Genomic DNA, 25,805 nt, shown 5'->3' with positions numbered 1-25,805 from the left:
GATATCCTAGCTTATTTTGTTTCAATCGCTGTTAGCTGCACTTTCTCTTCGTTGATTTTTACTTGTTGTACTTTTAGCAGTTCAATTTGTTCAATCAGACCTAAGCTCGGATTAAACCAACGTTCTGCCGAAGTGGCGAACTCCATTGAGTCCATGTCATCACAGTTTAGGTTGTAGATGTTCTCTTCCATCAGGTATGCCGCTTCAATTTTCTTGCCTGAGATCGAGAACGCTTTACGCACGCCAGTCTCTCGGATTTGCTGTTGCCAAACCACTTGGCAAGATGCTGTCATAGGAAGGTTTTGTACCCACTCATGCTCTTCAAAACGGTCTAGAAGGTTGTGAACTGCGTAGCCTGTAAGAGTGGTTTGCAGAGACATAGTTTCTTCACCGATGTCAATATTCGGGCTTTTCTCTTTTACGTCGTCACCGTTTAGGCGGAAAATCGGACCGCTGTGCATAAGCATGGCAATAAACTGATGACCAATGAAATAAGCGTCAGTGATTTCATGGAGTGCACCATCTGATCCTGCAAAGTAAAGCGTATTGCTCTCTTCGTCGTCGTTGTACTGCTCGTCTGAATAGTAGAACTGTTCGGCGCCGTAGTTCACCAAGTCATTAACCAACTGGACCATTGCCTCGCTGTTTGGGATTTGTGCCAATGCTGCCAATATTTGCTCGCGACCCATCGCTTGGAAGCTCAGTTTCATGTCGCCTTCTGGTTGGCCATCCAAGCTAAATGCGTAGTTTAGCTGTGTGCTTGGCGTGGGAGCGAAGATTGAGTTGTGAATCGAGACGTCGAAACTTTCTTGAGGCACTTTGTTTGGATTCGCACTGCCAGAAGACGAACCTCCGCCACAGCCGTAAAGAGCCAGAGTTGCTGTTGCGATAAGCGTCATTTTGTTTAGCATGGTTTACATTCCTGATTGATAAGGCCGCTTCATGTTGGGCCGTTGCTTGAATGCGAGCATGCTAAGTTCAGTGAGAGAAAAAGGGCAAAAAACAAAAGATAACAGGGGTTAATGAAAGCTTAATTTTATATTTAGGTCTTTGTTTTATTTGGGGTTATTTCGTTGGCTACGTTAGTGCAATACTCGTTAATGAGCGCTTTCCATCGGCTTATGATTTCTTGATCGGTCACACTAACACGCAACGTTTTCCACGGTTGGAGGCAAGTCTCTTTTGATTCAGATTGAGAAAGACGCTCAAACAAGGTTTCGGAAGGTAAAACGCGCAGCAGCGCCACCAGTGATTCCATGTAGTTGAGACGGAACTGTTCAAGTTTGTTCTGCTTATAAGCAATGTGAGACACAAAGGTATAAATCAGTGCGTTTTGGATACGTGAGTCGCCATCTGGTGTCGTTAACAGAGCTTTTGCCCTGTCTAAGTTACCTAATTTGAAATGCAATAGACCTAACCAGAGGCTCAGCTCATCTGGCAAAACATCAAACGACGATTGTACTTGAGTTAAATACGCTTCCAGCTTTTGATGTTCGTGCTCGTATAAGGCGAGATGTCTTGCCGTTGTTATAGCCGCAAACTCATCAGATTGTCGGAGAGGTTGGCTAGAAAAGGCATTCTCGAATAACATTTTTTTGTGAAGATCCGAAAGCTGCCACGTACTTGCCGAAGGTGCAGGCAGATTGAAGTATTGCGCGACATCCGAGTGCATTTGGAAAATATCCGATTGTAGGTCAGATAAACGCAGTGTGTACTCATTGCGAAACGCCAGCTTGCCCGTCGCAGGATAAATAAGGTTCATCTGCGCTTTCAAGATGCCTTGCTCTGCGCCGTCTTTTAACTCGATATTGAGCTCGTAGTCGCTGGTCTGCATGTTTCGTGCGCCAGGGAAATATGGCGTATGACCGATAGGATCAAGAAAGTAACTGGGAGCATCTTGGTTGGCGATGTCGGTGTATGGATATTCGACCTGTTGTTGCAGCAAGATGGCTTTGACCAGTATGCGGTATTTTCGCGCCTGAGAGCCAATTGAATCGACACGGTTGAGTAGTAGCTCGACTTTGGGAATCAGTAGTTGATGACGCGTTTGTTGTGTTGAGATTTCTTGGCGTTGCCATAACAAGCTTGCGAGCGTCATGCTACATACCGCAAGTATGGCACATAAGCTGTAAGCGAAAATCAGCTTGAAGTTCTTATTACTCGCCACCTGGGTTGAGATAACGCGCCGATGGTTTTTCGCTGGTGGCACTAAACGAATATTGGCAGGGTTAAGAAAGTAGCCTTTGCGGGGGTAAGTGACTAAAAGCTTAGCGGCATCGTATTCGGGTAAGTACTGCTGTAGCAGGGCACGTAAGGTGCTAATGCGGTTCGTGAGCACATTCTTAGAGATGAACTTGCTCTGCCAAATGGTTTCAATAATGGTGTCAGCAGAGAGTGGGTGGCCAACGCTTGTTAACAGCAGTTCTAATAATTCAATGGTGCGAGGTTCAAGATCAATCGCGATAACATCTTGATGAAGGGTCTGTGTCTTCGGGTTATAGATCAGCTCTCCAATCGCAATATAACTGTGAGTCTGTTTAGCTTGTTGCAGAAAGTCGCGCATACCGTACCGATCTATTTGGAAATCGCGAAGTATTATATAGCGATTGGAGCGCGAAATCTTATAAATCGCGCTTCAATCATTATCAAAAATTTATGAACCGTAGGTCACGGAATAGCGGTGCGGTTTGTGGTTCATCGCTAACACGAGATTGAGTGCAAACGCCCCCAAAATTGAAAGGCCAATCACTTCTGGTGTGACAAAGAAGAATGAAGCAAACAGGATACATGCATCGATTGCCATTTGGCTTTTGCCAACTGAAATGCCAAATTTGTCTTGGATAAACAAACACAGCACGTTAAAGCCACCCAAGCTGGAGCGATGTCGGAATAGGATCAGCATACCGAGCCCCATTAAAAGCCCGCCTGCGACGGCGCAATAAACTTCATTTACCGATTCGAGCGAGATTAGCAAATAAAGATGATCGGCAAAGATAGAAACCAACGCGCCAGAAATGGCACTATTAATGGCGAAATGACGGCCGAAGCGTTTCCATGCTAGTAAGTAAAAAGGACTGTTTGCTAAAAAGTACAGCACACCAAAGGTAAAAGGTGTAAATTGGCTAATAAGCAGAGCCAATCCAGTCGTGCCTCCCGTTAGAAGGTTAGCGGATTGGAGAAAGAAAACGCCTTGAGCTACTAAAAAGGTACCCGTGAGAATCGCTATCCAGTCTTCTTTTAATGAGTGTTTTTCCATCAATGTTGCAGTCATTAGTGATAAATAAGGCGTGCATAGTAGTAAAAAGATGATCTTTTCGGTAGCTAGAGGGTAAAATTTACGGTAAACCTATGTAATTGCTGTTTTACAGGGTGTAAAGCACAAATTTGACAGGCAATAGATTGTCGTTATGCGATTGCAATGCTGGCATGATAAACATTGCTTGTCATCATGAAAAAACTGCATGAGAAAAATTGTAAATTTCTCTTTATGACCTAAATCAAATTATGTAGAATGCGCGCCATTAGGGTGACGAAAACGTTTGCGTCGGGTCATTCAACAGTTTTTTTGCAACTTTCAGTACTAATCTGAGTCAGGAGATACAGATGCTTAAGCGTGATATGAACATCGCAGATTACGATGCGGAACTGTTCGCAGCTATCCAGGAAGAAACTCTTCGCCAGGAAGAACACATTGAACTTATCGCTTCTGAAAACTACACAAGCCCACGTGTAATGGAAGCGCAAGGTTCTCAGCTAACGAACAAATACGCTGAAGGCTACCCAGGTAAGCGTTACTACGGCGGTTGTGAGTACGTAGATAAAGCTGAAGCACTAGCAATTGAGCGTGCATGCCAACTATTTGGTTGTGAGTACGCTAACGTACAGCCTCACTCAGGTTCTCAAGCAAACAGCGCAGTTTACATGGCGCTTCTTAACCCTGGCGATACAGTTTTAGGCATGAGCCTAGCACACGGTGGTCACCTAACTCACGGTTCACCAGTAAACTTCTCGGGTAAGCACTACAACGTTATCCCTTACGGTATCGATGAAGCTGGTCAAATCAACTACGATGAGATGGAACAGCTAGCACTTGAACACAAACCTAAGATGATCATCGGTGGTTTCTCTGCTTACTCGCAAATCGTTGATTGGAAACGCATGCGTGAAATCGCTGACAAAGCAGGTGCTTACTTATTTGTTGATATGGCGCACGTAGCGGGTCTTATCGCCGCCGGTGAATACCCAACACCAGTACCGCATGCTCACGTGGTAACAACAACGACGCACAAAACACTAGCAGGTCCTCGCGGTGGTCTTATCTTGTCAAATGCTGGCGAAGATATGTACAAGAAACTGAACTCAGCAGTGTTCCCTGGTGGTCAAGGTGGCCCTCTAATGCACGTTATCGCTGGTAAAGCAGTAGCGTTCAAAGAAGCGATGGAGCCAGAGTTCAAAGCTTATCAAGCTAGCGTAGTGAAAAACGCAAAAGCAATGGTTGGTCAGTTCCAAGAGCGTGGCTACAAAATCGTATCTAACGGTACAGAAAACCACTTGTTCCTTGTTGACCTAATCGACAAAGATATCACTGGTAAAGACGCAGACGCGGCACTAGGTGCAGCAAACATCACTGTAAACAAGAACTCAGTACCAAATGACCCACGCAGCCCATTCGTAACGTCTGGTATTCGTGTAGGTACGCCAGCGATCACTCGCCGTGGCTTCACTGAAGAAGATGCAAAAGAGCTAGCAAACTGGATGTGTGACGTTCTAGATAACATCGGCAACGAAGAAGTTATCGAAGCGACTAAACAGAAAGTGCTAGAAATTTGTAAGCGTCTACCAGTTTACGCATAACTGCTTTTCATCGAGTGAGTCGATTTCGGTGTCGAACATACTCATTTGCTCGCGCAAACTCCGTGTGTTCTTCTAGAACTCGACTCATCTATTTTGAACGTTGATATACTAAAGGTCCTCAATTGAGGGCCTTTTTGTTTGTCTGGCGTTTGGAATGAGATATAGCGAGAGTGTGTGATAAGGGGATGGCTACCAACACTGTCCCTTTTCAATATATCGAAACCACGTCATTCCGACGAGCCTAGGCGAGATCAGGAATCTTGTTAAGGCACACTCTTTTACTCAGAGTTTCCCTAAAAATCATCAGTACTCTGAAAACTGATTCTGAATCACGCTCGTTCCTCGCTGTTCAGAATGACGGTGGTAGAGTGGCTTTTTATCATCATTTGCCAGATACAAAAAAGGTTGGCACTGAGCCAACCTTTTCTCTTCAAAACAAGCGAGAGCTTATTTAATCTCGATACCTTGAGCTTGCATATCGGCATGGTAAGAAGAGCGCACAAATGGACCACACGCTGCATGCGTGAAGCCAAGTTCTAGTGCAACTTCTTTTAGCTCGTCAAACTCAGATGGTGGAACGTAACGTTCTACTGGCAAGTGGTGACGGCTTGGCGCTAAATACTGGCCTAGAGTCAGCATCGTTACGCCGTGTGCGCGTAGATCTTTCAGTACTTCGATGATTTCTTCTTTGGTTTCACCAAGACCCATCATCAAACCAGACTTGGTCGGTACATCGGGATGCTGCTCTTTGAACTTCTTAAGAAGCTCAAGTGACCATTTATAGTTCGCACCTGGGCGAGCTTTACGGTAAAGACGTGGCGCTGTTTCTAAGTTGTGGTTGAAGACATCTGGCGGATTGTCTTTCATTAGATCAAGCGCTACATCCATGCGACCACGGAAGTCAGGAACCAGTGTTTCAATCTTAATATGCGGGTTTAACGCACGGATCTCGCGGTTACAATCGGCAAAGTGCTGTGCACCGCCGTCACGCAGATCGTCACGGTCAACAGAAGTGATTACTACGTATTTCAGCTTCATATCGGCAATGGTTTTCGCCAGTTTTTGAGGCTCTTCTGCTTCCGGTGGTAATGGGCGGCCATGAGCAACGTCACAGAAAGGACAACGACGAGTACAAATAGCACCTAAGATCATGAAGGTTGCTGTACCGTGGTTAAAACATTCCGCTAGGTTCGGGCAAGATGCTTCTTCACATACGGAGTGAAGCTTATTCTTACGCATCGCCGCTTTGATGTCTTGAATTCGTTGGCTGTCGGCTGGTAGCTTGATCTTCATCCAATCAGGCTTACGTAGCACTTCTTTCTGCTCTGTAGGCATGTTCTTTACGGGAATCAATGCCATTTTATCGGCGTCACGATATTTAACGCCTTTTTCCATCTGGATTGGTTTGCTCATGCTTTATTACCTTGAGAAGGTGCTTCTGTGCTGAATTCTACTTGCTCATAATCGAGCAAAGTAACGAGTTCTTCTATTAATTGTTTTTCTACGGCTTCTACATTGTCTGGGCCGCCAAATTGGCTGACCTGAACCATTTCCATACCTTCATAACCACAAGGGTTAATACGCAGAAACGGTGTTAAATCCATATTTACGTTCAAGGCTAAACCATGAAACGAGCATCCTTTACGAATGCGTAAACCGAGAGAGCATATTTTCTTACCGGCAACGTAGACACCTGGTGCGTCAGGTCGCGCGGCTGAGTCAATATTGTATGCTTTTAGCGTGTTGATCACGAGGTTCTCGATTGTGGTAACGAGATCTCGTACACCTAATTTTTTGCGGCGTAGGTTGATCAAGAAGTAGGCGACCAACTGACCAGGGCCATGATACGTAACCTGGCCTCCGCGATCACTTTGTACAACAGGAATATCGCCAGTGTTAATCAAGTGCTCAGCTTTACCTGCCTGTCCTTGCGTAAATACTGGGTTATGTTCTACCAACCAGACTTCATCACGGGTTTCTTCTGTGCGTTGGTCGGTGAACTCATGCATCGCCTTCCATACAGGCTCATAGTCTTGGCGGCCAAGTCGTTTTACAACAAGTTGGTGTTGCATGGGAATTCCTGTTGCTAATATATAAAGTTTTTGGATTATAAACCGGATAACCCTGATGCTCTACCGCTGCGTAACAGATTTTTAACTGAAAGCGATGTAAAGTCTCGTTATCTCTTTGATAAATAAAAAGAAAGCAGCCAAGGCTGCTTTCAAAAAAAATTTAATATATCAAAAAATTATAGAACCATGCGTACGATGTCAATTTCACCTAACTCTTTGTACAGTGTCTCAACTTGCTCGATAGAGGTTGCAGTAATGTTGATTGACACAGAGTGGTAGTTGCCCTTAGCACTTGGTTTAACGGTCGGGCTGTAGTCACCTGGAGCATGGCGCTGAATAACTTCAAGAACAAGCTCTGGAAGTTCAGGCTTTGCATGACCCATTACCTTGTAAGTAAATGAACAAGGGAACTCAAGCAGGTCTTTTAATTTTGCATCAGAGTTGATGGTTAGCATATCGATAACTCCAGTAGATATTCGTTGCGGTGCGAAATAGTACAGTCAAATTAGGGGGAACTCAAGACGAGGAGCTCAAACTTAAAAAGCCGCCCATTCAGGCGGCTTTGCGAATAAGTTTGCTACTCTAATGTTCTTTTTAGAAGAAGCTCTTGAATAACAATACGATGTAATCCCACATGCGGCTAAATAGACTACCTTGCTCTACGGTTTCTAGTGCCATTAGTGGGTATTCGGCAATATCTTCACCATCGATCTGATAGTATAGCTTACCAACTACATCACCTTTATTAATTGGGGCTTCTAGCTCTTTTTCAAGGACGAAGCTTGCTTTTAGGTTTTTCGCTTCACCACGCGGTAGTGTTACGTAAGTATCTTGGTCAAGACCCAGTGCTACGGTGTCTTTGTTACCCATCCACACTTTTTCTTCTACGAACGTTTCACCTGCTTTGTGCGGTGCCACTGTTTCGAAGAAACGGAAGCCGTAGCTTAGCAGCTTTTTACTTTCTGACTTACGAGCATTGGCATCTTTAGTACCCATAACGACCGCAACCAAGCGCATTTGATCTTCAGTTGCTGAACTTACTAGGCTGTAACCCGCATTACTTGTGTGACCCGTTTTGATACCGTCAACGTTCATGCTCTTATCCCAAAGTAGACCGTTACGGTTGTATTGGGTGATGCCGTTGTAAGTAAATTTCTTCTCTGAGTACACTCGGTACTCATTTGGTACGTCACGGATAAGTGCTTTACCCAGCAGAGCCATGTCGTATGGTGTTGAGTACAACTCTGCGTTATCTAAGCCATGAACGTTGGCAAAGTGCGAGTTAGTCATACCCAATGTGTTGGCCCAAGCGTTCATTAGGTCAACAAACGCATCTTCTGAACCTGCAATATGTTCTGCCATCGCAACACAGGCATCGTTACCTGACTGGACGATGATACCTCGGTTCAGGTCACGTACTTTAACTGTTGTGCCTACTTCAATGAACATCTTTGATGAATCAGGGAAGTTTTTCGCCCACGCATTTTTACTGATGGTGACATCATCATCTTCTGAGATATTACCACGCGCTAGCTCTTGGCCGATTACATAGCTGGTCATCATCTTAGTCAGACTAGCTGGAGACAATTTTGTGTTCATCTCTTTCTCTGCCAGTACTTTACCTGAATGGTAATCCATCAGCACGTAGCCCTTCGCCGCGATTTGAGGGGCATCTGGAACAACGATAGGTGATGCAAGAGCAGATTGAGCGAAAGTTGCAGAAAGGGCAACCGAAGAAACGAGAATAGATTTCACAAACTTATTTTTATTCATGGTAATTCAAATTTTTGGGTTAACTGCAGACATCTTATCAGAATCCCTAGTTATGTAAGAGGGGGATCAAAGAGAAATTCATGACACGAGGTCATTTGGCAGTGTTGTGTTTTTTAATAAATGCAGACGAATAGCCGAGCAACTTTACTTTATCTAATGTGGCTTGCGTCAGGGAATAGTCAGTAAATGGCCCTAACAACAAGCGATAAGACTCTTTCGCACTCTCTAGGAAAGTTTCTGTATCCAATTTTTGACCAAGCTCGGTACCTAAAGTTCGCGCGCGTTCTTCATTTTTTGATGATGCCACTTGAATAACGTACCTAGGGTGCGCTTCTAATGACTTTTTGTCCGTGGGCTGATTGATACTGATCACTTCAATTTCCACGTTCGCTGTGCCTGTTTTTATGACATCTAACTTGTGCGCGGCGGCATAGCTTAAATCAATGATACGGCCATCGTGAAAAGGACCTCGGTCATTAACTCGTACTATGGTGGTTTTGCCGTTGTCAGTATTGGTAACTTTTACGTAACTTGGTAACGGCAGCGTTTTATGCGCTGCCGTCATTGAGTACATGTCATAGATTTCGCCATTAGAAGTCAAATGACCTTGGAATTTTTTCCCATACCAAGATGCGCGGCCTTTTTCTTTAAAGCCTTTCGCATTGCGAACTATTTTGTAGTCTTTGCCTCGCAAGTGGTAATCTTTGTTCCCACCTAGGCTGTACGGTTCATATTTAGGATGCGCATCCTCGATGTGTTCGACTGAAAGCGGTGTATCCGGTGCAACATCGGATTCGAGTTCGTAACGGCCTTCTTGTTCTTTTTGGCTAGTTGATGAACAGCCTGCCAAAATAAGAGCAGAGAAAACCAAGGAATATAAAGCGCGTTTTTGCATGTCTAGGTCGCCTTAGAGAATGCTTTTCGGTGCGTATGAATCGACATCAGAATACCAAAACCAGCCATCAAGGTTACCATTGATGTGCCGCCATAACTGATGAGTGGCAACGGTACACCTACTACAGGTAGGATGCCACTTACCATGCCAATATTTACAAAAATATACACGAAGAAGCTGAGTACAATACTGCCTGCCATCATTCGTCCAAATGCGGTTTGCGCTTGGCTGGCGAGATATAAACCTCGTCCAATAATAAATAGATAGATGGCTAAAAGGCAAAGGAAGCCAATCATACCCCATTCTTCAGCAATTACTGCAAAGATAAAGTCAGTGTGTCGTTCAGGAAGAAATTCTAGTTGTGACTGCGTACCTTGCAACCAACCTTTGCCGGAAATACCGCCGGAGCCAATCGCAATTTTACTCTGAATAATGTGGTAGCCCGCTCCTAGCGGATCAGACTCCGGGTTAAATAGAGTACGAACTCGCACTTTTTGATACTCTCGCATCAAGAAAAACCACAGAATTGGAATGAAACCACCTAATGCAATCGCAGCACCAGCGATGATTTTCCAGCTAATGCCGGCGAGGAAGATAACAAAAATACCGGAAGCGGCGATCAGGATCGAGGTACCTAAGTCAGGCTGCTTTGCAATGAGAATGGTTGGTAAGCAGACCATAATCAGTGCAACAATGAGTGTTTTTAGCGTTGGTGGAAGGGGCTGTCTACCGACATAGCGAGCCACCATTAATGGCACTGCGAGCTTCAATAGCTCTGACGGTTGAAAGCGCACAAAACCGAGGTTAAGCCAACGCTGCGCGCCTTTCGATGCTTCACCGAAAAACAGCACGCCGAAAAGCAGTATAACGCCACCAACGAACATCAAAGGTGCCAAGCTTTCGTAAGTTCGTGGAGAAAGCTGTGCAAGGACGAGCATCACAACGAGTGAAAGCACCATTCGCATGGCTTGGCGATCCATCATCAGTAAACTTTGGCCACTGGCGCTGTACATGATCACCAGGCCAAACCCCATCAGGGCCAGTATGCCAAGTAGGAGTGGTAAGTCGATATGGAAGCGTTCAAACAGGGCGCGATTTTTACCTGTAGAGGGATCCATCTTCATTACTGTTTTACCTCTTTCTTCGCATTGTTTTCAGGCTCAATTTCTTCTGGACCAAGAACGACTCGGTCAAAAATTTTCCTTACTACTGGGGCACCGTTACTAGAACCACCACCGGCATTTTCTAGTACTACAGTGACGACCACTTTAGGATCATCAAATGGTGCAAAGCCAGTAAATAACGCATGGTCACGTAAGTGCTCGGCGATCTCATCGGCGTTGTACTCTTCGTTTTCACCCAGACCGAAGACCTGTGCAGTACCTGATTTACCCGCTGTTTCATAATTCATTTTGTAGAATGAGCGACGAGCTGTTCCGCGCGTGCCATGGTTTACCCGACGCATGCCTTCTTTCGCCATATCCCAGTACTTTTTAGGCACATTCTTGATTGGTGGGTAAGTCACGTATTCTGTCGTTTTTTGCTCTTCGAAGTCGTTACCATTTTCTATCGTCGCTTTGAGCAAGTGAGGTGCGATCACTTCTCCCTCGTTTACTAATACGGCGGTTGCTTTGGCGATTTGCATTGGTGTTGCTGTCCAATATCCTTGGCCGATACCCACAGGGATCGTATCACCTTTATACCATGGGGTTTTATGGCGAGACATTTTCCAGTCACGAGTCGGCATATTCGCCTTACTTTCTTCGTAGATATCGATGCCAGTGTAATCACCAAAGCCGAACATCATCATCCAATTCGAAATACGGTCAATACCCATGTCATAAGCGATTTGATAGTAGAAGGTATCAACAGACTCTTCGATCGACTTAATGATATCGACGCGTCCGTGTCCCCAACGTAACCAGTCACGGAATGGGCGAGTGTTGGAGTTTGGTATGCGCCAATAACCTGGATCATTTCGCGTAGTGTTCGGTGTGACGACACCTTCTTGTAGCGCGGCTACCGCCATAAATGGTTTGATGGTAGACGCGGGTGGATAAATGCCAAGTGTGGTTCGGTTGACCAAGGGACGGTTTTTATCGTTCAAAAGGGCGCGATAGTCTTTACCTGAGATTCCGTGCACGAACGAGTTAGGATCGTAGCTAGGGCTCGAAACCATAGCCAGTACACCATTGTCTCTAGGATCGATTACTACAGCACTGCCTCGGCGGCCGTCCAATAATTGGTGTACGTACAACTGCAAGTTGATATCAAGGTTTAAAACGATGTCTTTTCCGGGTACAGGTGGAACGTACTTTAAGGTACGGATTACTCGGCCGCGGCTGTTTACCTCGACTTCTTGATATCCGGCTGTACCGTGTAAGAGGTCTTCGTAGTATTTTTCAATACCCAGCTTACCAATGTCGCGAGTGGCTTGATAGTTTGCGTCTTTTTCTTCTCGGATCAGGCGCTGCATGTCGCGATCATTGATTCGAGAAACGTAACCAATCACGTGGGTTAAGACTTCGCTGAAAGGGTAGTAGCGCTTTAAGGTCGCACTTATTTCCACACCCGGAAAGCGGTACTGATTGACGGAGAATACCGCTACTTGTTTTTCGTTCAGTTGGGTCAGCAGTGGGACCGATTTAAATCGACGAGTCCGTTTACGCTCGTGGTGGAAACGTTCAATCTGGTCTGGTGTAATTTCCAGAATAGTTTGTAATTCTTGGATGGTTGCATCAATGTCTTTAATTTTTTCTGGGGTCAGTTCTAAGTTAAAGACGGGACGGTTCTCTGCCAGTAAAACGCCATTTCGGTCATAAATTAGACCTCGGTTAGGCGCGATAGGCACTACTTTGATGCGGTTATCGTTCGAGCGGGTTTGATAGTCTTGAAACTGGTTCACCTGAATGTTGTACATGTTGGCAACCAGAGCTCCCATCAAGACAACAATGCCGATAAAAGCAACAATAGCGCGGCTGGCAAACAGACGCGCTTCGGCTTGATAATCTCGGATTTGACTGCGGCGTTTACGAATCATTAACGCTTGGCTCTAAAGTTAAACAACGATTATTCGCGATGATAAGGGTGGTTAGCGGTGATGCTCCACGCTCGGTACAAGCTTTCTGCCATTACGATACGCACTAGAGGGTGGGGTAGCGTTAAGGCAGACAATGACCAGCTTTGGTCTGCTGCAGCTTTGCATGCAGGAGCGAGTCCTTCGGGACCGCCGATTAATATTGATACATCACGGCCATCTAATTTCCAAGCTTCTAACTGCTCAGCGAGTTGAGGAGTGTCCCATTTTTTACCTGGGATATCTAACGTGACGATACGGTTGCCTTTTGGTACCGCAGCGAGCATCGCTTCCCCTTCTTTTTGCAGGATGCGAGCGATATCGGCATTTTTTCCGCGTTTGCCAGCAGAGATTTCAATCAACTCCAACGGCATATCATGCGGGAAACGGCGACGATATTCTTGAAAGCCTTCCTCAACCCATTTTGGCATTTTTGTACCAACAGCAATTAGTTGAATTTTCAAAAGATTAACCCCAGAGTTTTTCTAGCTGGTAGAGTTCGCGGTGCTCTTCTTGCATCACGTGAAGCATGGCGTCGCCCATATCAAGGACTACCCATTCACCTTCGTTTTCACCTTCCATTCCTAGTGGCTCAAGACCGGCTTTTTTCACCTCTGTTGCAACATGGTCAGCGATGGATGAAACGTGGCGTTTGGATGTACCAGTACAGATGATCATGTAATCTGTCACGCTTGATTTATCTTCCACATTTAGGACGATAATGTCTTCCGCTTTCATGTCGTCGGCTTTATCAGCTAAAAAGTCTTTCAGTTCTTCGCGAAGCACTCGGTTTTCCTCGGTTTGTCTCTTATCTCTACAGTGTTTTACATTCTTGCTTGCAAAACAGGTCGCGCACTATATCACGCTTTGATTTTTAAATTGCCAGCTTAATATCAGGAGAGCAGGTTTCTAAGCTCAACTGATGAATAGTTGGCCATACAGACTCGTCATACTGAGTTTTGGCTTTTATCTCGGCTTGAGCCAACAAGGAGAGCAATGCACAAATACGACTCGCTGATAAGCGGGTCAGTGCTGCGTTATAGAGTGGACGCTTGTTTTGCCAAACTCGATATTTCTCAAATACCTGGTTCATTCCCATTTGACTTAAGTCTTGATGCATATTTAAAAGTTGGCTCAACTCTTTTTGTACACTTCGAATCAAGATCACGGTCTCAACCCCTTCCGCCTCAAGTTGGCGAAGAATACGTTGTGCACGGTTTGCTTTACCTGCCAGTAAGGCGTCGATCCAGTTAAAGGTAGTGAAGTGATTATGGCGACTTAGGGCTTCCTCTAAACGTATGATGGTCAGCTCACCATCCGGGTAGAGTAGGGCCAATTTCTCTAAGCTTTGTGTCAATGCAAATAGGTTACCTTCATGCCATTGAGCCAACATTTGCAGTGATTGCTGATCGGGTTTTAGTCCCAACGTGCGGCAACGTGTCTGAATGAACATAGGTAGGCGTTGAAGGTCTGGCGACAAGCAGCTTACCCAATCGCCTTTTGAGCTTAATGCTTTAAACCATTTCGCATTTTCTTGGGCTTTGGTCAGTTTGCTACCAACAATGACGAGCATGATGTCATCATGAAGCATATCACACAGTGTTTGCAGCTCTTTGCTGACGGCGGTTGTCACGCCACTTTCAGGAATTTCAAGCTCAATCAATTGACGGTTTGAAAACAGACTCATCGCTTGGAAACAGTCGTAAACTTGGTTCCAGTCGATGCTAGCATCCACAGCAAAACGGTGTTTTTCCTCAAAACCTTGTTGAAACGCTGCCTTTTGGATTGCTTGGCGGCTTTCTTGAATCAGTAACGGCTCATTACCAAAGATTAAGTAAACCTGTTTAACTTGTTTAGTTAAATGATCCGTTAGCTTATCGGCATAAATTCGCATAGTGACTAAGAGTTTTTGTTCGCTGGCTCAGAGATTTGTCCTGCTTCATATTCGGCACGAATACGGCCCAACTGGCGCATCATCTGTTTTGCAGCTTGCAAGCGCATCTCGTCTTCAATTACGTCACGCTCAACAGATTTTGCAAGTGCGGTCAACGGGTTGTCTAGGTAGTTGCGGTTTACTGTTGTCGTAAAGTTTTTAGAACCATAGCCAGGAATTGTCACACGGTATTTTACTACGTATGTCAGCTCTTTTTCTGCTGCACGGCTATTTTGATAAAGCGATAGTGTACGCTCATCGATTGTCGCTTCCGTCAAATGAAGGTTGGGTACCGTCGATGATGGTTGAACAAGTTCAACTTTGTTCAGTTCGAGTTGAGAGCGAACATAGCGAGTTAATTCACTGTATTCATCGTAGCTGGAGAAAGACATAGTGTGCAGCTCTTCCGGTACGGAATACTCGCCGCGAAGGTGAAAACCACAGGCAGAAAGAAGCCCCGCTAATACCAATACCACTGGTAGTTTAATCAAAGAGAAAAAGCGCATTGATTGTATTCATCCTAAATTGAAGGGGTTATTTACCTTAAACCACTCATGTGAATGGTTTGAGGTAAATAAACAGGGTAGAAAACTACCCTGTTTAATGACTCTTGGTTAACAAATAAGTTCGCTAAACAGAGACAAATTGACAGCTGCGATTAGTTTGCAACAATGTTCAGCAGTTTACCTGGAACGTAAATGACTTTACGAATAGTCAGGCCATCAGTGAACTTAACCACGTTTTCGTCGTTTAGACCAAGCTGTTCGATATCGTCTTTAGAGATATCCGCTGGGACTGTTAGCTTCGCACGTAGCTTACCGTTAACTTGAACAACGATGGTTTTTTCGTCTTCAACTAGCGCTTTTTCGTCAAACGTCGGCCATGCCGCGTTATCAATGTCTGTTTCACCTAGTGCTGCCCATAGCTCGTATGAGATATGCGGAGTGATAGGGTAAAGCATGACAACAATAGCTTTCAGTGCTTCGTCAAGGATTGCACGATCTTGCGCAGATTCTTGAGGCGCTTTCGCTAGTTTGTTCATCAGCTCCATGATCGCTGCGATCGCGGTGTTGAATGTTTGACGACGAGCGATATCGTCCGTCACTTTCGCGATAGTTTTGTGAACGTCGCGGCGAAGTGCTTTTTGATCACCAGAAAGCGCTGCGGTATCTACTGCTTCTGCTGCGCCTTTCGCTGTGTGCTCTTTCACTAGTTTCCAAACACGTTTTAGGAAGCGGTTCGCACCTTCTACGCCAGACTCTTGCCATTCAAGTGTCATGTCCGCTGGAGACGCGAACATCATGAATAGACGTACTGTGTCAGCGCCGTACTTGTCTACCATTTCTTGAGGGTCGATACCGTTGTTCTTAGACTTAGACATCTTGATCATGCCTGAGTGCGTTACATCACGACCTTCAGTGTCTTTAGCAGAAGTAATGCGGCCTTTACCATCACGTTCAACGGCTACGTCTGTTGGAGCTACCCACTCTTTGCCGCCTTTCTCGTTCTCGAAGTAGAACGCATCAGCCAGTACCATGCCTTGACACAGTAGTTGCTTGAACGGTTCGTCAGACGTTACGTAACCCGCATCGCGCAGTAGTTTGTGGAAGAAGCGTGAGTACAGTAGGTGCATACAAGCGTGCTCGATACCACCGATGTACTGATCTACTGGTAGCCAGTAGTTTGCTTTTTCTGGGTCTAGGATGTCGTCCGCTTGTGGTGAACAGTAACGCGCGTAGTACCAAGAAGATTCCATGAACGTATCGAACGTATCTGTCTCACGTAGAGCAGGTTCGCCGTTAAAGGTTGTCTTCGCCCACTCTTTGTCTGCTTTGATTGGGCTCGTTACGCCGTCCATTACCACGTCTTCTGGAAGAATCACTGGTAGTTGGTCAGCAGGTACTGGGTGAACTTCACCGTCTTCAGTCGTTACCATTGGGATTGGTGCGCCCCAGTAACGTTGACGAGATACACCCCAGTCGCGTAGACGGAAGTTTACAGTCTTAGTGCCTTTGCCCTCTGCTTCTAGCTTCGCTGCAATTGCATCGAACGCCGCTTGGAATTCTAGGCCATCGAATTCACCTGAATCGAACAGTACACCTTTCTCTGTATATGCCGCTTCAGAGATGTCTAGCTCGCTGCCATCAGCAGGCTTGATAACTGGCACGATGTCTAGACCGTACTTCGTTGCGAACTCGTAGTCACGTTGGTCGTGTGCAGGTACAGCCATTACCGCGCCTGTACCGTAGTCCATCAGTACGAAGTTTGCTACGTATACTGGTACTTCGCGGCCGTTCAATGGATGAATAGCAGTAAGGCCAGTTGCCATACCTTTCTTCTCCATTGTCGCTAGCTCAGCTTCTGCAACCTTGTTGTTCTTACATTCGTCGATAAACGCTGCAAGCTCTGGATTGTTCTCTGCTGCAAGAGCTGCAAGAGGGTGGCCGGCTGCGATACCCACGTAAGTCACACCCATTAGCGTATCTGGACGTGTTGTGTAAACTTCTAGGTCTTGTTGACCCTTAACTTCAAACTTCAGTTCAACACCTTCAGAACGACCAATCCAGTTGCGCTGCATGGTTTTTACCATTTCAGGCCAACCTTCAAGCTTATCTAGGTCGTCTAGTAGCTCTTGAGCGTACTCAGTGATTTTGATGAACCATTGAGGGATTTCTTTTTGCTCTACAGGCGTATCACAACGCCAGCAACAACCGTCTTCAACCTGCTCGTTTGCAAGAACAGTTTGGTCGTTAGGACACCAGTTAACAGAAGAAGTCTTTTTGTAAACTAAACCTTTCTCGTAAAGTTTAGTGAAGAACTCTTGTTCCCAGCGGTAGTACTCCGGTGTACATGTTGCGAATTCACGGTTCCAATCGTAACCAAAGCCTAGAAGCTTAAGTTGGTTCTTCATGTATTCGATGTTTTCGTAAGTCCAAGGTGCTGGCGCAGTTTTGTTTTTTACTGCTGCGTTTTCTGCAGGTAGACCGAATGCGTCCCAACCGATTGGTTGCATCACGTTTTTGCCTTGTAGGCGTTGGAAACGAGATACTACATCACCGATAGTGTAGTTGCGCACGTGACCCATGTGTAGTCGACCACTTGGGTATGGGAACATGGACAGACAGTAGAATTTTTCTTTATTTGGGTCTTCACTTACAACAAAGGTTTTGTTGTCATCCCAGTGCTTTTGAACTTTTTGTTCAATATCTTGTGGGTTGTATTGTTCTTGCATCGATGGTATCCGTTATCTTGGAATTTGTGAGTTCGGTTAGAACAGACTTAAATAGATCGTCATAGAATACCTAAAGCTAGGGATCACAACAATAGCCAATCTGTACCCATGCGCCCTTAAGTGACGCAGGTAGGAGAAAGATGGAGGTCAGTTATGCCTAAACGTAAAACAGGTTATGAGGAAATGCTCGAGGATGTGATTGAAACCTTGAAGCACAGTCCGGAAGAAGTTAACAAAGCGATTGAGACGTCGGGCAAAGTGGTGGATGCTGCTAATGACTTGACCAAAGATGAATTGGCTTTAATCAAAGCGTACCTTAAAGCAGACTTAAAAGAGTTTTCAGAGAGTTACGAGGATAGCAAAAGCGGTCCGTTTTACTTAACGATTGCGGATTCGATATGGCAAGGGCTGTTAGAGATTACAGACCGAACTAAAGTTGAGTGGGTTGAGTTGTTCGATGACTTAGAGCATCAAGGGCTATATGAAGCAGGAGAGGTGATAGGCTTAGGAACTTTAGTCTGTGATGAGTGTGGTCACAAGACAACGTATAACCACCCAACAGTAATCATTCCGTGTATTAAGTGTGGTCACAAAGGCTTTACTCGTCAGTCATTAAAGCCATAAATGGCGAGTAACGACTGTATAATGCAATGAATAAAAAAGAGGCTTAGTCGCCTCTTTTTTGTCTTTTCTACTTTCAAGCTGTTATCAGCTCTGTTTTCTTCTTAAACCGAAAGCCAGCGCTAAACTTAACCCTACCCAAATATACAATGGCCAAGTACCAACGATTCGATATGGCGTTTTCCCATCGGTTGGGGTGAGCTCTGCGCGCAGTACTGCAGTTTCAAACTGCGGAACTTGCTCAACGATTTTACCCTTGTGATCGGTTACCGCTGTTAATCCATTGTTAGTCGAGCGGATGAGCGGTTTGCCCAACTCTAAGGCACGCATACGGGCGATCTCCATATGCTGAAGAGGGCCGATAGAGTGACCAAACCATGCATCGTTTGAAAGCGTTAGAATGAAGTCTGTTTCGTCAGTCACATTTTGACGCACTTGCTCATTAAAGATGATCTCATAGCAAAGCGCTGGTGCCATGTGCATGCCATTCGCAACGATGTTTGGCTGCACAAAAGCCCCACGGCTAAACGATGACATCGGTAGGTTAAAGAATGGCGCTAATGGGCGCAAAATATCTTCAAATGGTACAAACTCACCAAACGGTAGTAGGTGATGCTTATGGTAACGTTCGCTTAAATCGAAGCTGTAGTCACCGTATGGTGTGATGCCGAGGGACAGAATACTGTTGTAGAACTGTCGATCTTCAGCTTGATTGACGACACCGGTGATGATTGCGCTGTTATTCATTTTTGCAGCGCTGTCGATATTGCTCAAAAATGAAGGCACTTCAATTTCAAAAGCGGGAATTGCTGCTTCTGGCCAAACGATAATGTCAGCGTCCCAGTTTTCACGAGTTAAGTCAGCGTATTTCATGATGGTTGGCCAGCGTTGACTTGGTAGCCACTTTAGGTTCTGGTCTACGTTACCTTGAATCAGCGCGAGCTTAGTCGTGTCTTCTGGTCGGGGTGTTACCCAATCGTAGTTGCGAATCCCAAAGCCAGTACTGAGTAGTACCGCAGGGATAATCACCATCAGCCACTGCTTATGAATCCATGCGTAGGCTAACGCCCCTGCGCTGATAAGGATAAATAGAGTAAGCAGTTCTACGCCGCCAATTGGTGCAAAGCTTGCGAGTGGAGCATCTATCTGGCTATAGCCTAGCCATAACCAAGGGAAGCCAGTCATCACCCAACCACGTAACCAATCACTGATCAGCCATAAAGCAGGTGCAGCGAGAAGTGCTTTTGTGAGCGTAAATTGAGGAAACAGCTTGTTGTTGAGCCAAGCAAATAAGCCTGAATAAACAGCCAAGTAGGCAACAAGCAAGCCCATTAAAAATAAATTGGCAATGAGCGGCATACCGCCAAAACCGGAGATACTGACGTAAACCCAGCTAACGCCAGTTGCAAATTGACCTAACCCCCAAGCATAACCAACCCATAGTGCGCGTTTCGGAGTTTGGTTAGCAAGAAGAATCAGTAGAATTGCTGGGCTAAGAATGGCAATAGGCCACAGCTGGTAAGGAGCGAAAGCGAGTGTAGTAGAGGCGCCAACAAAAGCGGCCACTAAGGGCCGCTTAAGGCGATGAAAGAGTTCATTCATCATTGTAATTTCTGAGATTCCCAATGGGTATCGCGTTACTCTTGAGTGGCTTCAACCAGGGTTTCTTCGTCTGGGATCGTCACTTGGAGTTGAATGACACGACGGTTATCGGCAGCGGTGACTTTGAAGTTGTAGCCTTCAATTTCAACCAGTTCACCACGAGAAGGTAAGTGACCAAAGGCAGTCATGACCATACCACCAACGGTATCAACTTCCTCATCGCTGAAGTTGGTTCCGAATGTCTCATTAAACTCTTCGATGGTTGTCAGCGCTCTGACAGCAAACGTATGCTTGCTCAGCTTACGAATGTCCGTCTCTTCACTTTCATCGAATTCATCTTCAATATCCCCGACGATTTCCTCAAGGATATCTTCAATGGTTACAAGACCAGAAACACCACCGAATTCATCGACAACAATGGCCATATGATAACGTTCTTCACGGAATTCTTTCAGCAGTCGATCAACGCGTTTACTTTCCGGTACTACAACCGCTGGTCGAATGACTTCTTCGATATCAAATGGATTGCTGCCTGAGCCTAAGTATTTAAGTAAGTCCTTCGCTAGAAGTATGCCTTCCACATGGTCTTTATCTTCGCTGATCACAGGGTAGCGAGAGTGTTGAGCATCGGTAATCAAAGCAACCAAGGTATCAAGGTCGTGAGTACGCTCAACGGTAACCATTTGCGAACGCGGGATCATAATGTCACGCACACGCATTTCGGAGATTTCCATAACACCTTCAAGCATATCGCGAGTGTCATGGTCAATCAGGTCGTTAACTTCAGAGTCGCGGATAACATCCACAAGCTCTTGGCGATCTTTTGGTTCGCCCTGAAATAGTTGACCTAGACGTTCAAAGAAGGACTTTCTACTCGGACCTTCTGCCTTTTCTTTCTTATCTTCGTTAGAAGAGGGAGAATTATCTTCGTTCATTGTTTCTCAATTAAGTAACGCTATCAGAAGTGTGATAGCACACATAGAGAGGCGAACACGAGAGTCATTTAGGTGGTTCGCCTTTCCCTGTCGAGTGGCCAATAGCTACTCTTTTTCAGCAATGTAAGGATCTTCATAACCCATACCTTGCATGATTTCGGTTTCGAGGGACTCCATCTCTTCGGCTTCGTCATCCTCTATATGATCATAACCTAGCAGATGCAAGCTGCCATGTACAACCATATGCGCCCAATGTGCTAGCAGAGGCTTGCTCTGTTCAACCGCCTCTTTTTCAACAACTTGGCGGCAAATAATCAAATCACCAAGTAAATCTATTTCCATACCAGGAGGTGCTTCAAATGGAAACGACAACACATTAGTTGGTTTATCTTTGCCGCGATACTCATGGTTGAGCGTATGACTTTCTTGTTCATCAACAATACGAATGGTGACTTCGGCTTGTGGCTGGAAGAGAGGAATGGTCTTATCTAGCCACAATTGGAAATCTTGCTGCGAAGGCAGACCTTCTTCATTTTCGACTGCCAGTTGCAGATCAAGTTCAATCGCCATGATTATTCCTTAGTTGAAGCAACTTGTGCATTCAATTCGGCTTTTGCTGCTTCTAGTAACTTCGCATCGCGTTCTTCACGACGGCGTTTCTCGAACTCTTTACGCTCTTTCTGGTCTTGTGCTTCCCACTTCTCGTACGCGTTAACGATACGAGCAACCACAGGGTGACGTACAACGTCGTCGGCTAAGAAGAAGTTAAAGCTGATGTCGTCAACTTCGCTTAGTACTTCAATAGCATGACGAAGACCCGATTTCGCACCACGAGGTAAGTCAATCTGCGTGACATCACCAGTGATAACCGCGCGAGAGTTAAAACCAATACGCGTTAGGAACATCTTCATCTGTTCAACTGTGGTGTTCTGACTCTCATCAAGAATGATAAAGGCGTCGTTTAGAGTACGACCACGCATGTAAGCAAGAGGGGCAACCTCAATCACGTTACGTTCAATCAGCTTCTCTACGCGCTCAAAGCCCAGCATTTCAAATAGAGCGTCGTATAGCGGACGTAGGTATGGGTCGACTTTCTGGCTTAAATCACCAGGCAGGAAGCCCAATTTCTCACCAGCTTCAACCGCTGGACGAGTAAGTAGAATACGACGGATCTCTTGGCGCTCTAGTGCGTCAACAGCTGCTGCTACAGCAAGGTAGGTTTTACCTGTACCAGCCGGGCCAATACCAAAAGAAATATCATGCGTGACCATGTTAACCAAGTACTGCGCTTGGTTTGGCGTACGTGGTTTGATCACACCTTTCTTGGTTTTGACGAAGACTTCTTTACCATGCTCGATGTTAGACTCAGTATTCTGCTCAAGAACACCAGACTCTTTGATCGCTAGATGGATTTGCTCAGGCTCAATATCTGGGATCTCACCTCGTACAGGTGCGGTATCAACATATAGAGTTTTCAGGATATCCAGCGCAGCTGATGCGGTATGAGGTTTACCGACAATCGTAAAGTGGTCACTACGGTGGTTAATTTCAACGCCTAGACGACGTTCTAAATGCTTGATGTTGTCATCGAATGGACCGCACAGGCTAGCTAGTCGGCGGTTGTCTGAAGGTTCTAGGTTAATTTCTAGAGTTACGATTTTATTGCTCAATGTTGCCTCTCATTTTTTGCCACTTAGTGAGAGCCTGATAACGACCAGGCTCTCTATGGCTATTTATACGAGCTTACGGCGTAAAAGTAGCTACACCCAGCTCATCTTCGCGACGTGTTTTCGCCATCATCTGCGTTGGGGAAATCACACTACGAAGATCCATGTCTTTTTCAGTACGTACTAGCTCACCACGCAGTGAGTTTGCAAATACGTCTACGATCTTCACATCAACGAACTGACCAATTAGGTCTGCACTACCTTCAAAGTTTACTACACGGTTGTTTTCTGTACGAGCGCGTAGTTCCATTAGGTTTTTCTTCGAAGGACCTTCAACTAGAACACGTTGTTCTGTGCCAAGCATTAAGCGAGAGTAACGCATCGCTTGAGCATTGATAGTTTGCTGTAGTTCGTAAAGGCGCTCTTTCTTCACTTGTTCTGACACATCACAAGGGTAATCCGCTGCTGGCGTACCTGGACGTGGAGAGAAAATAAAGCTGAAGCTCATGTCAAAGTCTACATCTTTGATTAGCTTCATGGTGTCTTGGAAGTCTTTGTCTGTCTCACCAGGGAAACCAACAATAAAGTCTGAACTGATTTGAATATCAGGACGAGCTTTACGCAGTTTACGGATGATCGATTTGTATTCGATAGCGGTGTGAGGGCGTTTCATCATCGTTAGGATACGGTCACTACCACTTTGCACAGGTAAGTGCAGGAAGCTCACAAGTTCTGGCGTATCTTCGTATACTGCGATGATGTCGTCTGTGAATTCTAACGGGTGGCTCGTCGTGAAACGAATACGGTCGATACCATCGATAGACGCAACCAAACGAAGCAGTTCTGCAAATGAACAGATCTCACCATCGTGCATAGGACCACGGTACGCGTTTACGTTTTGACCCAGAAGGTTTACTTCACGTACGCCTTGTTCAGCAAGTTGGGCGATTTCGAACAGTACGTCATCCATTGGACGGCTTACTTCTTCACCACGAGTGTACGGTACGACACAGTAAGTACAGTACTTAGAGCAGCCTTCCATAATAGAAACGAATGCTGTCGCACCTTCAGCGCGAGGTTCAGGTAGGCGGTCGAATTTTTCGATCTCTGGGAACGAAATGTCCATAACTGGTGCATCATCGGACTGAGATTGTTTGATCATCTCAGGTAGGCGGTGCAAAGTTTGTGGGCCAAAAATAACGTCAACGTATGGTGCACGTTCACGAATATGGTCACCTTCTTGCGTTGCTACACAACCACCTACACCGATAACTACGCCAGGTTTTTTATCTTTTAGTGTTTTCCAGCGGCCTAGCTGGTGGAAAACTTTCTCTTGCGCTTTTTCACGGATCGAACAGGTGTTAAGTAGAAGTACGTCTGCTTCCTCTGGCTCTTCCGTCAGCTCGTAGCCGTTTGCAGCATTAAGCAGGTCGGCCATTTTTGATGAATCGTATTCGTTCATCTGGCAGCCCCAGGTTTTAATTAGCAGTTTCTTACTCATCTCACTTTCGCTCGTTCAGTTGTACTTAAATCGGAGAGCTATTGCTCAAATTATAGCCGCCATCACGGCGGTAAGCGGCGTATTGTACTGCTTTAAAAAGCACCTGACTAGTGATCTAGCTAATTCTCTGCAAAGCCTGATGAAATCTAGTTTTTCGCCCTATGCTGAACAAGGTTTTTTGTTAAACAATTTTGTAAATGTAGCCATGGAAAGTACAATAAAAAACGCCAATTAATCAGCACGATGAAGAGTGAAAAATGAACAAGTATGACATCGCCGTGATCGGTGGCGGTATGGTCGGGGCAGCCGTCGCTGTTGGATTTGCCAAGCAGGGCAGAAGCGTTGTCTTGGTCGAAGGTACAAAACCTAAAGTTTTTGATGCCGCTCAGGCGATGGATATTCGTGTATCTGCAATCTCGCACCAGTCGGTGGAGTTACTTGATTCACTCGGAGCATGGTCAGAGATCAAGAGCATGCGAGTTTGTCCTTATCGGCGCTTAGAAACTTGGGAGCACCCAGAGTGCCGTACTCGTTTTCACTCTGATGAATTGTCATTGGATCAGCTAGGTTACATCGTTGAAAACCGCCTAATCCAATTAGGTCTTTGGCAAGTCTTCTCTCAGTATGAAAATCTAACCGTGATGTGTCCTGAGCGATTAAAAGCCATTGAGTTTGCAGATGTAAATCTTGTGACACTAGAAAGTGGGGCGCAGTTTGAAGCTAACTGGGTGATTGGTGCTGATGGTGCAAACTCTAAAGTTCGTCAATTGGCTGGAATTGGTGTAACTGCGTGGGATTACCGACAACACTGCATGTTGATTAATGTGAAAACAGAATTGCCTCAGCAAGATATTACTTGGCAACAATTTACACCTTCAGGCCCACGTTCATTTTTACCTCTGTGCTCTTTGAGTAACGACGATGGTCAAGTAGTAGGCCAAGGTTCTTTGGTTTGGTATGACTCGCCTAAACGTATTAAACAACTGTGTGCGATGGGTAAACCTCAACTAAGAGAAGAAATTTTACGTCATTTCCCTGCTGAATTAGGCGATATTGAAGTTTTACAGTTTGGCTCATTCCCACTCACTCGTCGTCATGCGCAAAGCTACTCAAGCAAAAATTGCGTGTTAGTGGGTGACTCTGCTCATACGATCAACCCGCTTGCAGGGCAAGGGGTAAACTTAGGCTTCAAAGATGTAGACGTTCTCCTTTCGGTAACAGAACACCAAGAAAAGCTGGAAGATACCTTACTCGCGAAATACGAACGCGCACGTCGACCTGACAACTTACTCATGCAGACGGGCATGGACTTTTTCTATAAAGGTTTTAGCAACGATCTTGGGCCATTGAAGTTCGTACGTAATGCTGCATTGAAGCTTGCTGAAAACTCAGGGCCAATTAAGGCTCAAGTACTGAAATACGCGTTAGGTATGTAGTAAGCTACTCTAATCTCAGATAGAAAAAAAGCGAGCCATGAGCTCGCTTTTTTAATTCGGCAAATCTAATGATTTCCCGAGTCCAGAACCAAAAAAAGAAAAAACCCAGCAAAGTCATGCTGGGTTTTCCGATAATGGTGCGGAAGGAGAGACTTGAACTCTCACACCTTGCGGCGCCAGAACCTAAATCTGGTGCGTCTACCAATTC

The 25,805-nt window shown here is 45.4% G+C and carries 24 protein-coding genes; 3 read left to right on the top strand and 21 right to left on the bottom strand.

Annotation, left to right across the window (positions count from 1 at the left end):
• Positions 1-11: 11 nt before the first annotated feature.
• The 3 genes from R7E42_RS22525 to R7E42_RS22515 form a co-directional block, all read right to left on the bottom strand.
• Complete coding sequence (locus R7E42_RS22525) at positions 12-911, bottom strand: hypothetical protein (RefSeq protein WP_318073007.1); 900 nt, start codon at positions 909-911, stop codon at positions 12-14.
• Positions 912-1,042: 131 nt separating this feature from the next.
• Positions 1,043-2,563 (bottom strand): transcriptional regulator, encoded by a 1,521-nt coding sequence (locus R7E42_RS22520; protein ID WP_318073006.1) that lies wholly within the window; start codon positions 2,561-2,563, stop codon positions 1,043-1,045.
• A gap of 90 nt (positions 2,564-2,653) precedes the next feature.
• Positions 2,654-3,256, bottom strand: coding sequence for a YitT family protein (locus R7E42_RS22515; protein ID WP_017635671.1), 603 nt, complete (start codon positions 3,254-3,256; stop codon positions 2,654-2,656).
• Between the two features lie 347 nt (positions 3,257-3,603).
• On the opposite strand from R7E42_RS22515, the gene glyA reads away from it, so the two are divergent.
• Positions 3,604-4,854 (top strand): serine hydroxymethyltransferase, encoded by a 1,251-nt coding sequence (gene glyA, locus R7E42_RS22510; RefSeq protein ID WP_318073005.1) that lies wholly within the window; start codon positions 3,604-3,606, stop codon positions 4,852-4,854.
• A gap of 447 nt (positions 4,855-5,301) precedes the next feature.
• Here the strand turns inward: glyA and lipA are convergent, their stop codons facing one another.
• The 12 genes from lipA to leuS all read right to left on the bottom strand — a co-directional run bounded on the left by lipA (position 5,302) and on the right by leuS (position 17,835).
• The gene (lipA, locus tag R7E42_RS22505; RefSeq protein WP_005391329.1) at positions 5,302-6,267 is read right to left on the bottom strand and encodes a lipoyl synthase; all 966 of its coding nucleotides are present in this window, start codon (positions 6,265-6,267) and stop codon (positions 5,302-5,304) included.
• Positions 6,264-6,926 (bottom strand): lipoyl(octanoyl) transferase LipB, encoded by a 663-nt coding sequence (gene lipB / locus R7E42_RS22500; protein ID WP_005384137.1) that lies wholly within the window; start codon positions 6,924-6,926, stop codon positions 6,264-6,266. The genes lipA and lipB overlap by 4 nt, the downstream gene beginning before the upstream one ends.
• Before the next feature lie 176 nt (positions 6,927-7,102).
• Positions 7,103-7,381 carry a DUF493 family protein YbeD gene (ybeD, locus tag R7E42_RS22495; protein WP_005384135.1) on the bottom strand — a complete coding sequence of 93 codons (279 nt, stop codon included), beginning with the start codon at positions 7,379-7,381 and terminating at the stop codon, positions 7,103-7,105.
• Between the two features lie 139 nt (positions 7,382-7,520).
• On the bottom strand, positions 7,521-8,699 hold the full coding sequence (locus tag R7E42_RS22490) for a serine hydrolase (protein ID WP_318073004.1): 1,179 nt from the start codon (positions 8,697-8,699) through the stop codon (positions 7,521-7,523).
• A 91-nt stretch (positions 8,700-8,790) separates the two neighbouring features.
• Positions 8,791-9,594 carry a septal ring lytic transglycosylase RlpA family protein gene (locus R7E42_RS22485; RefSeq protein ID WP_017635670.1) on the bottom strand — a complete coding sequence of 268 codons (804 nt, stop codon included), beginning with the start codon at positions 9,592-9,594 and terminating at the stop codon, positions 8,791-8,793.
• Positions 9,595-9,596: 2 nt separating this feature from the next.
• Entirely contained in the window at positions 9,597-10,718 is a 1,122-nt protein-coding gene (rodA, locus tag R7E42_RS22480) for a rod shape-determining protein RodA (RefSeq protein ID WP_005373004.1), read from the bottom strand.
• Positions 10,718-12,634 carry a penicillin-binding protein 2 gene (gene mrdA, locus R7E42_RS22475; RefSeq protein WP_262653806.1) on the bottom strand — a complete coding sequence of 639 codons (1,917 nt, stop codon included), beginning with the start codon at positions 12,632-12,634 and terminating at the stop codon, positions 10,718-10,720. The genes rodA and mrdA overlap by 1 nt, the downstream gene beginning before the upstream one ends.
• A gap of 29 nt (positions 12,635-12,663) precedes the next feature.
• Positions 12,664-13,134 (bottom strand): 23S rRNA (pseudouridine(1915)-N(3))-methyltransferase RlmH, encoded by a 471-nt coding sequence (gene rlmH / locus R7E42_RS22470; protein ID WP_017821762.1) that lies wholly within the window; start codon positions 13,132-13,134, stop codon positions 12,664-12,666.
• A 4-nt stretch (positions 13,135-13,138) separates the two neighbouring features.
• Entirely contained in the window at positions 13,139-13,456 is a 318-nt protein-coding gene (gene rsfS / locus R7E42_RS22465; protein ID WP_005373015.1) for a ribosome silencing factor, read from the bottom strand.
• An 88-nt stretch (positions 13,457-13,544) separates the two neighbouring features.
• Positions 13,545-14,564: a DNA polymerase III subunit delta gene (gene holA / locus R7E42_RS22460; protein ID WP_033905862.1), complete on the bottom strand. Its 1,020-nt coding sequence runs from the start codon at positions 14,562-14,564 to the stop codon at positions 13,545-13,547.
• Between the two features lie 5 nt (positions 14,565-14,569).
• The gene (lptE, locus tag R7E42_RS22455) at positions 14,570-15,109 is read right to left on the bottom strand and encodes an LPS assembly lipoprotein LptE (protein WP_005384122.1); all 540 of its coding nucleotides are present in this window, start codon (positions 15,107-15,109) and stop codon (positions 14,570-14,572) included.
• A gap of 152 nt (positions 15,110-15,261) precedes the next feature.
• Entirely contained in the window at positions 15,262-17,835 is a 2,574-nt protein-coding gene (gene leuS / locus R7E42_RS22450; RefSeq protein WP_005391313.1) for a leucine--tRNA ligase, read from the bottom strand.
• Positions 17,836-17,988: 153 nt separating this feature from the next.
• Between leuS and R7E42_RS22445 the strand changes: the two genes are divergently transcribed.
• Complete coding sequence (locus tag R7E42_RS22445) at positions 17,989-18,459, top strand: zinc ribbon-containing protein (protein ID WP_005373024.1); 471 nt, start codon at positions 17,989-17,991, stop codon at positions 18,457-18,459.
• An 84-nt stretch (positions 18,460-18,543) separates the two neighbouring features.
• Here R7E42_RS22445 and lnt read toward each other — a convergent pair whose 3' ends face one another.
• The 5 genes from lnt to miaB all read right to left on the bottom strand — a co-directional run bounded on the left by lnt (position 18,544) and on the right by miaB (position 24,161).
• On the bottom strand, positions 18,544-20,061 hold the full coding sequence (gene lnt, locus R7E42_RS22440) for an apolipoprotein N-acyltransferase (protein WP_318073003.1): 1,518 nt from the start codon (positions 20,059-20,061) through the stop codon (positions 18,544-18,546).
• Positions 20,062-20,093: 32 nt separating this feature from the next.
• Positions 20,094-20,993 carry a CNNM family magnesium/cobalt transport protein CorC gene (gene corC / locus R7E42_RS22435; protein WP_005384118.1) on the bottom strand — a complete coding sequence of 300 codons (900 nt, stop codon included), beginning with the start codon at positions 20,991-20,993 and terminating at the stop codon, positions 20,094-20,096.
• Between the two features lie 105 nt (positions 20,994-21,098).
• The gene (ybeY, locus tag R7E42_RS22430; protein ID WP_005373030.1) at positions 21,099-21,563 is read right to left on the bottom strand and encodes an rRNA maturation RNase YbeY; all 465 of its coding nucleotides are present in this window, start codon (positions 21,561-21,563) and stop codon (positions 21,099-21,101) included.
• 2 nt (positions 21,564-21,565) lie between these two features.
• On the bottom strand, positions 21,566-22,663 hold the full coding sequence (locus R7E42_RS22425; RefSeq protein ID WP_005373033.1) for a PhoH family protein: 1,098 nt from the start codon (positions 22,661-22,663) through the stop codon (positions 21,566-21,568).
• Between the two features lie 73 nt (positions 22,664-22,736).
• Positions 22,737-24,161, bottom strand: a complete 1,425-nt coding sequence (miaB, locus tag R7E42_RS22420; RefSeq protein WP_005373038.1) for a tRNA (N6-isopentenyl adenosine(37)-C2)-methylthiotransferase MiaB — start codon at positions 24,159-24,161, stop codon at positions 22,737-22,739.
• Positions 24,162-24,418: 257 nt separating this feature from the next.
• Here miaB and R7E42_RS22415 point away from each other — a divergent pair, with 257 nt between their 5' ends.
• Positions 24,419-25,597, top strand: coding sequence for a 2-octaprenyl-3-methyl-6-methoxy-1,4-benzoquinol hydroxylase (locus R7E42_RS22415; protein ID WP_256913803.1), 1,179 nt, complete (start codon positions 24,419-24,421; stop codon positions 25,595-25,597).
• A gap of 4 nt (positions 25,598-25,601) precedes the next feature.
• Here the strand turns inward: R7E42_RS22415 and R7E42_RS22410 are convergent.
• A partial coding sequence (locus R7E42_RS22410) for a hypothetical protein (protein WP_318070995.1) occupies positions 25,602-25,805 on the bottom strand: 204 nt, incomplete at its 5' end.

It is taken from the genome of Vibrio sp. Vb1337 (assembly GCF_033338715.1).
Taxonomy (GTDB): domain Bacteria; phylum Pseudomonadota; class Gammaproteobacteria; order Enterobacterales; family Vibrionaceae; genus Vibrio; species Vibrio alginolyticus.
The sequence above is the reverse complement of the archived record's forward strand: the minus strand, read 5'-3'. Positions and strand labels throughout refer to the sequence as shown.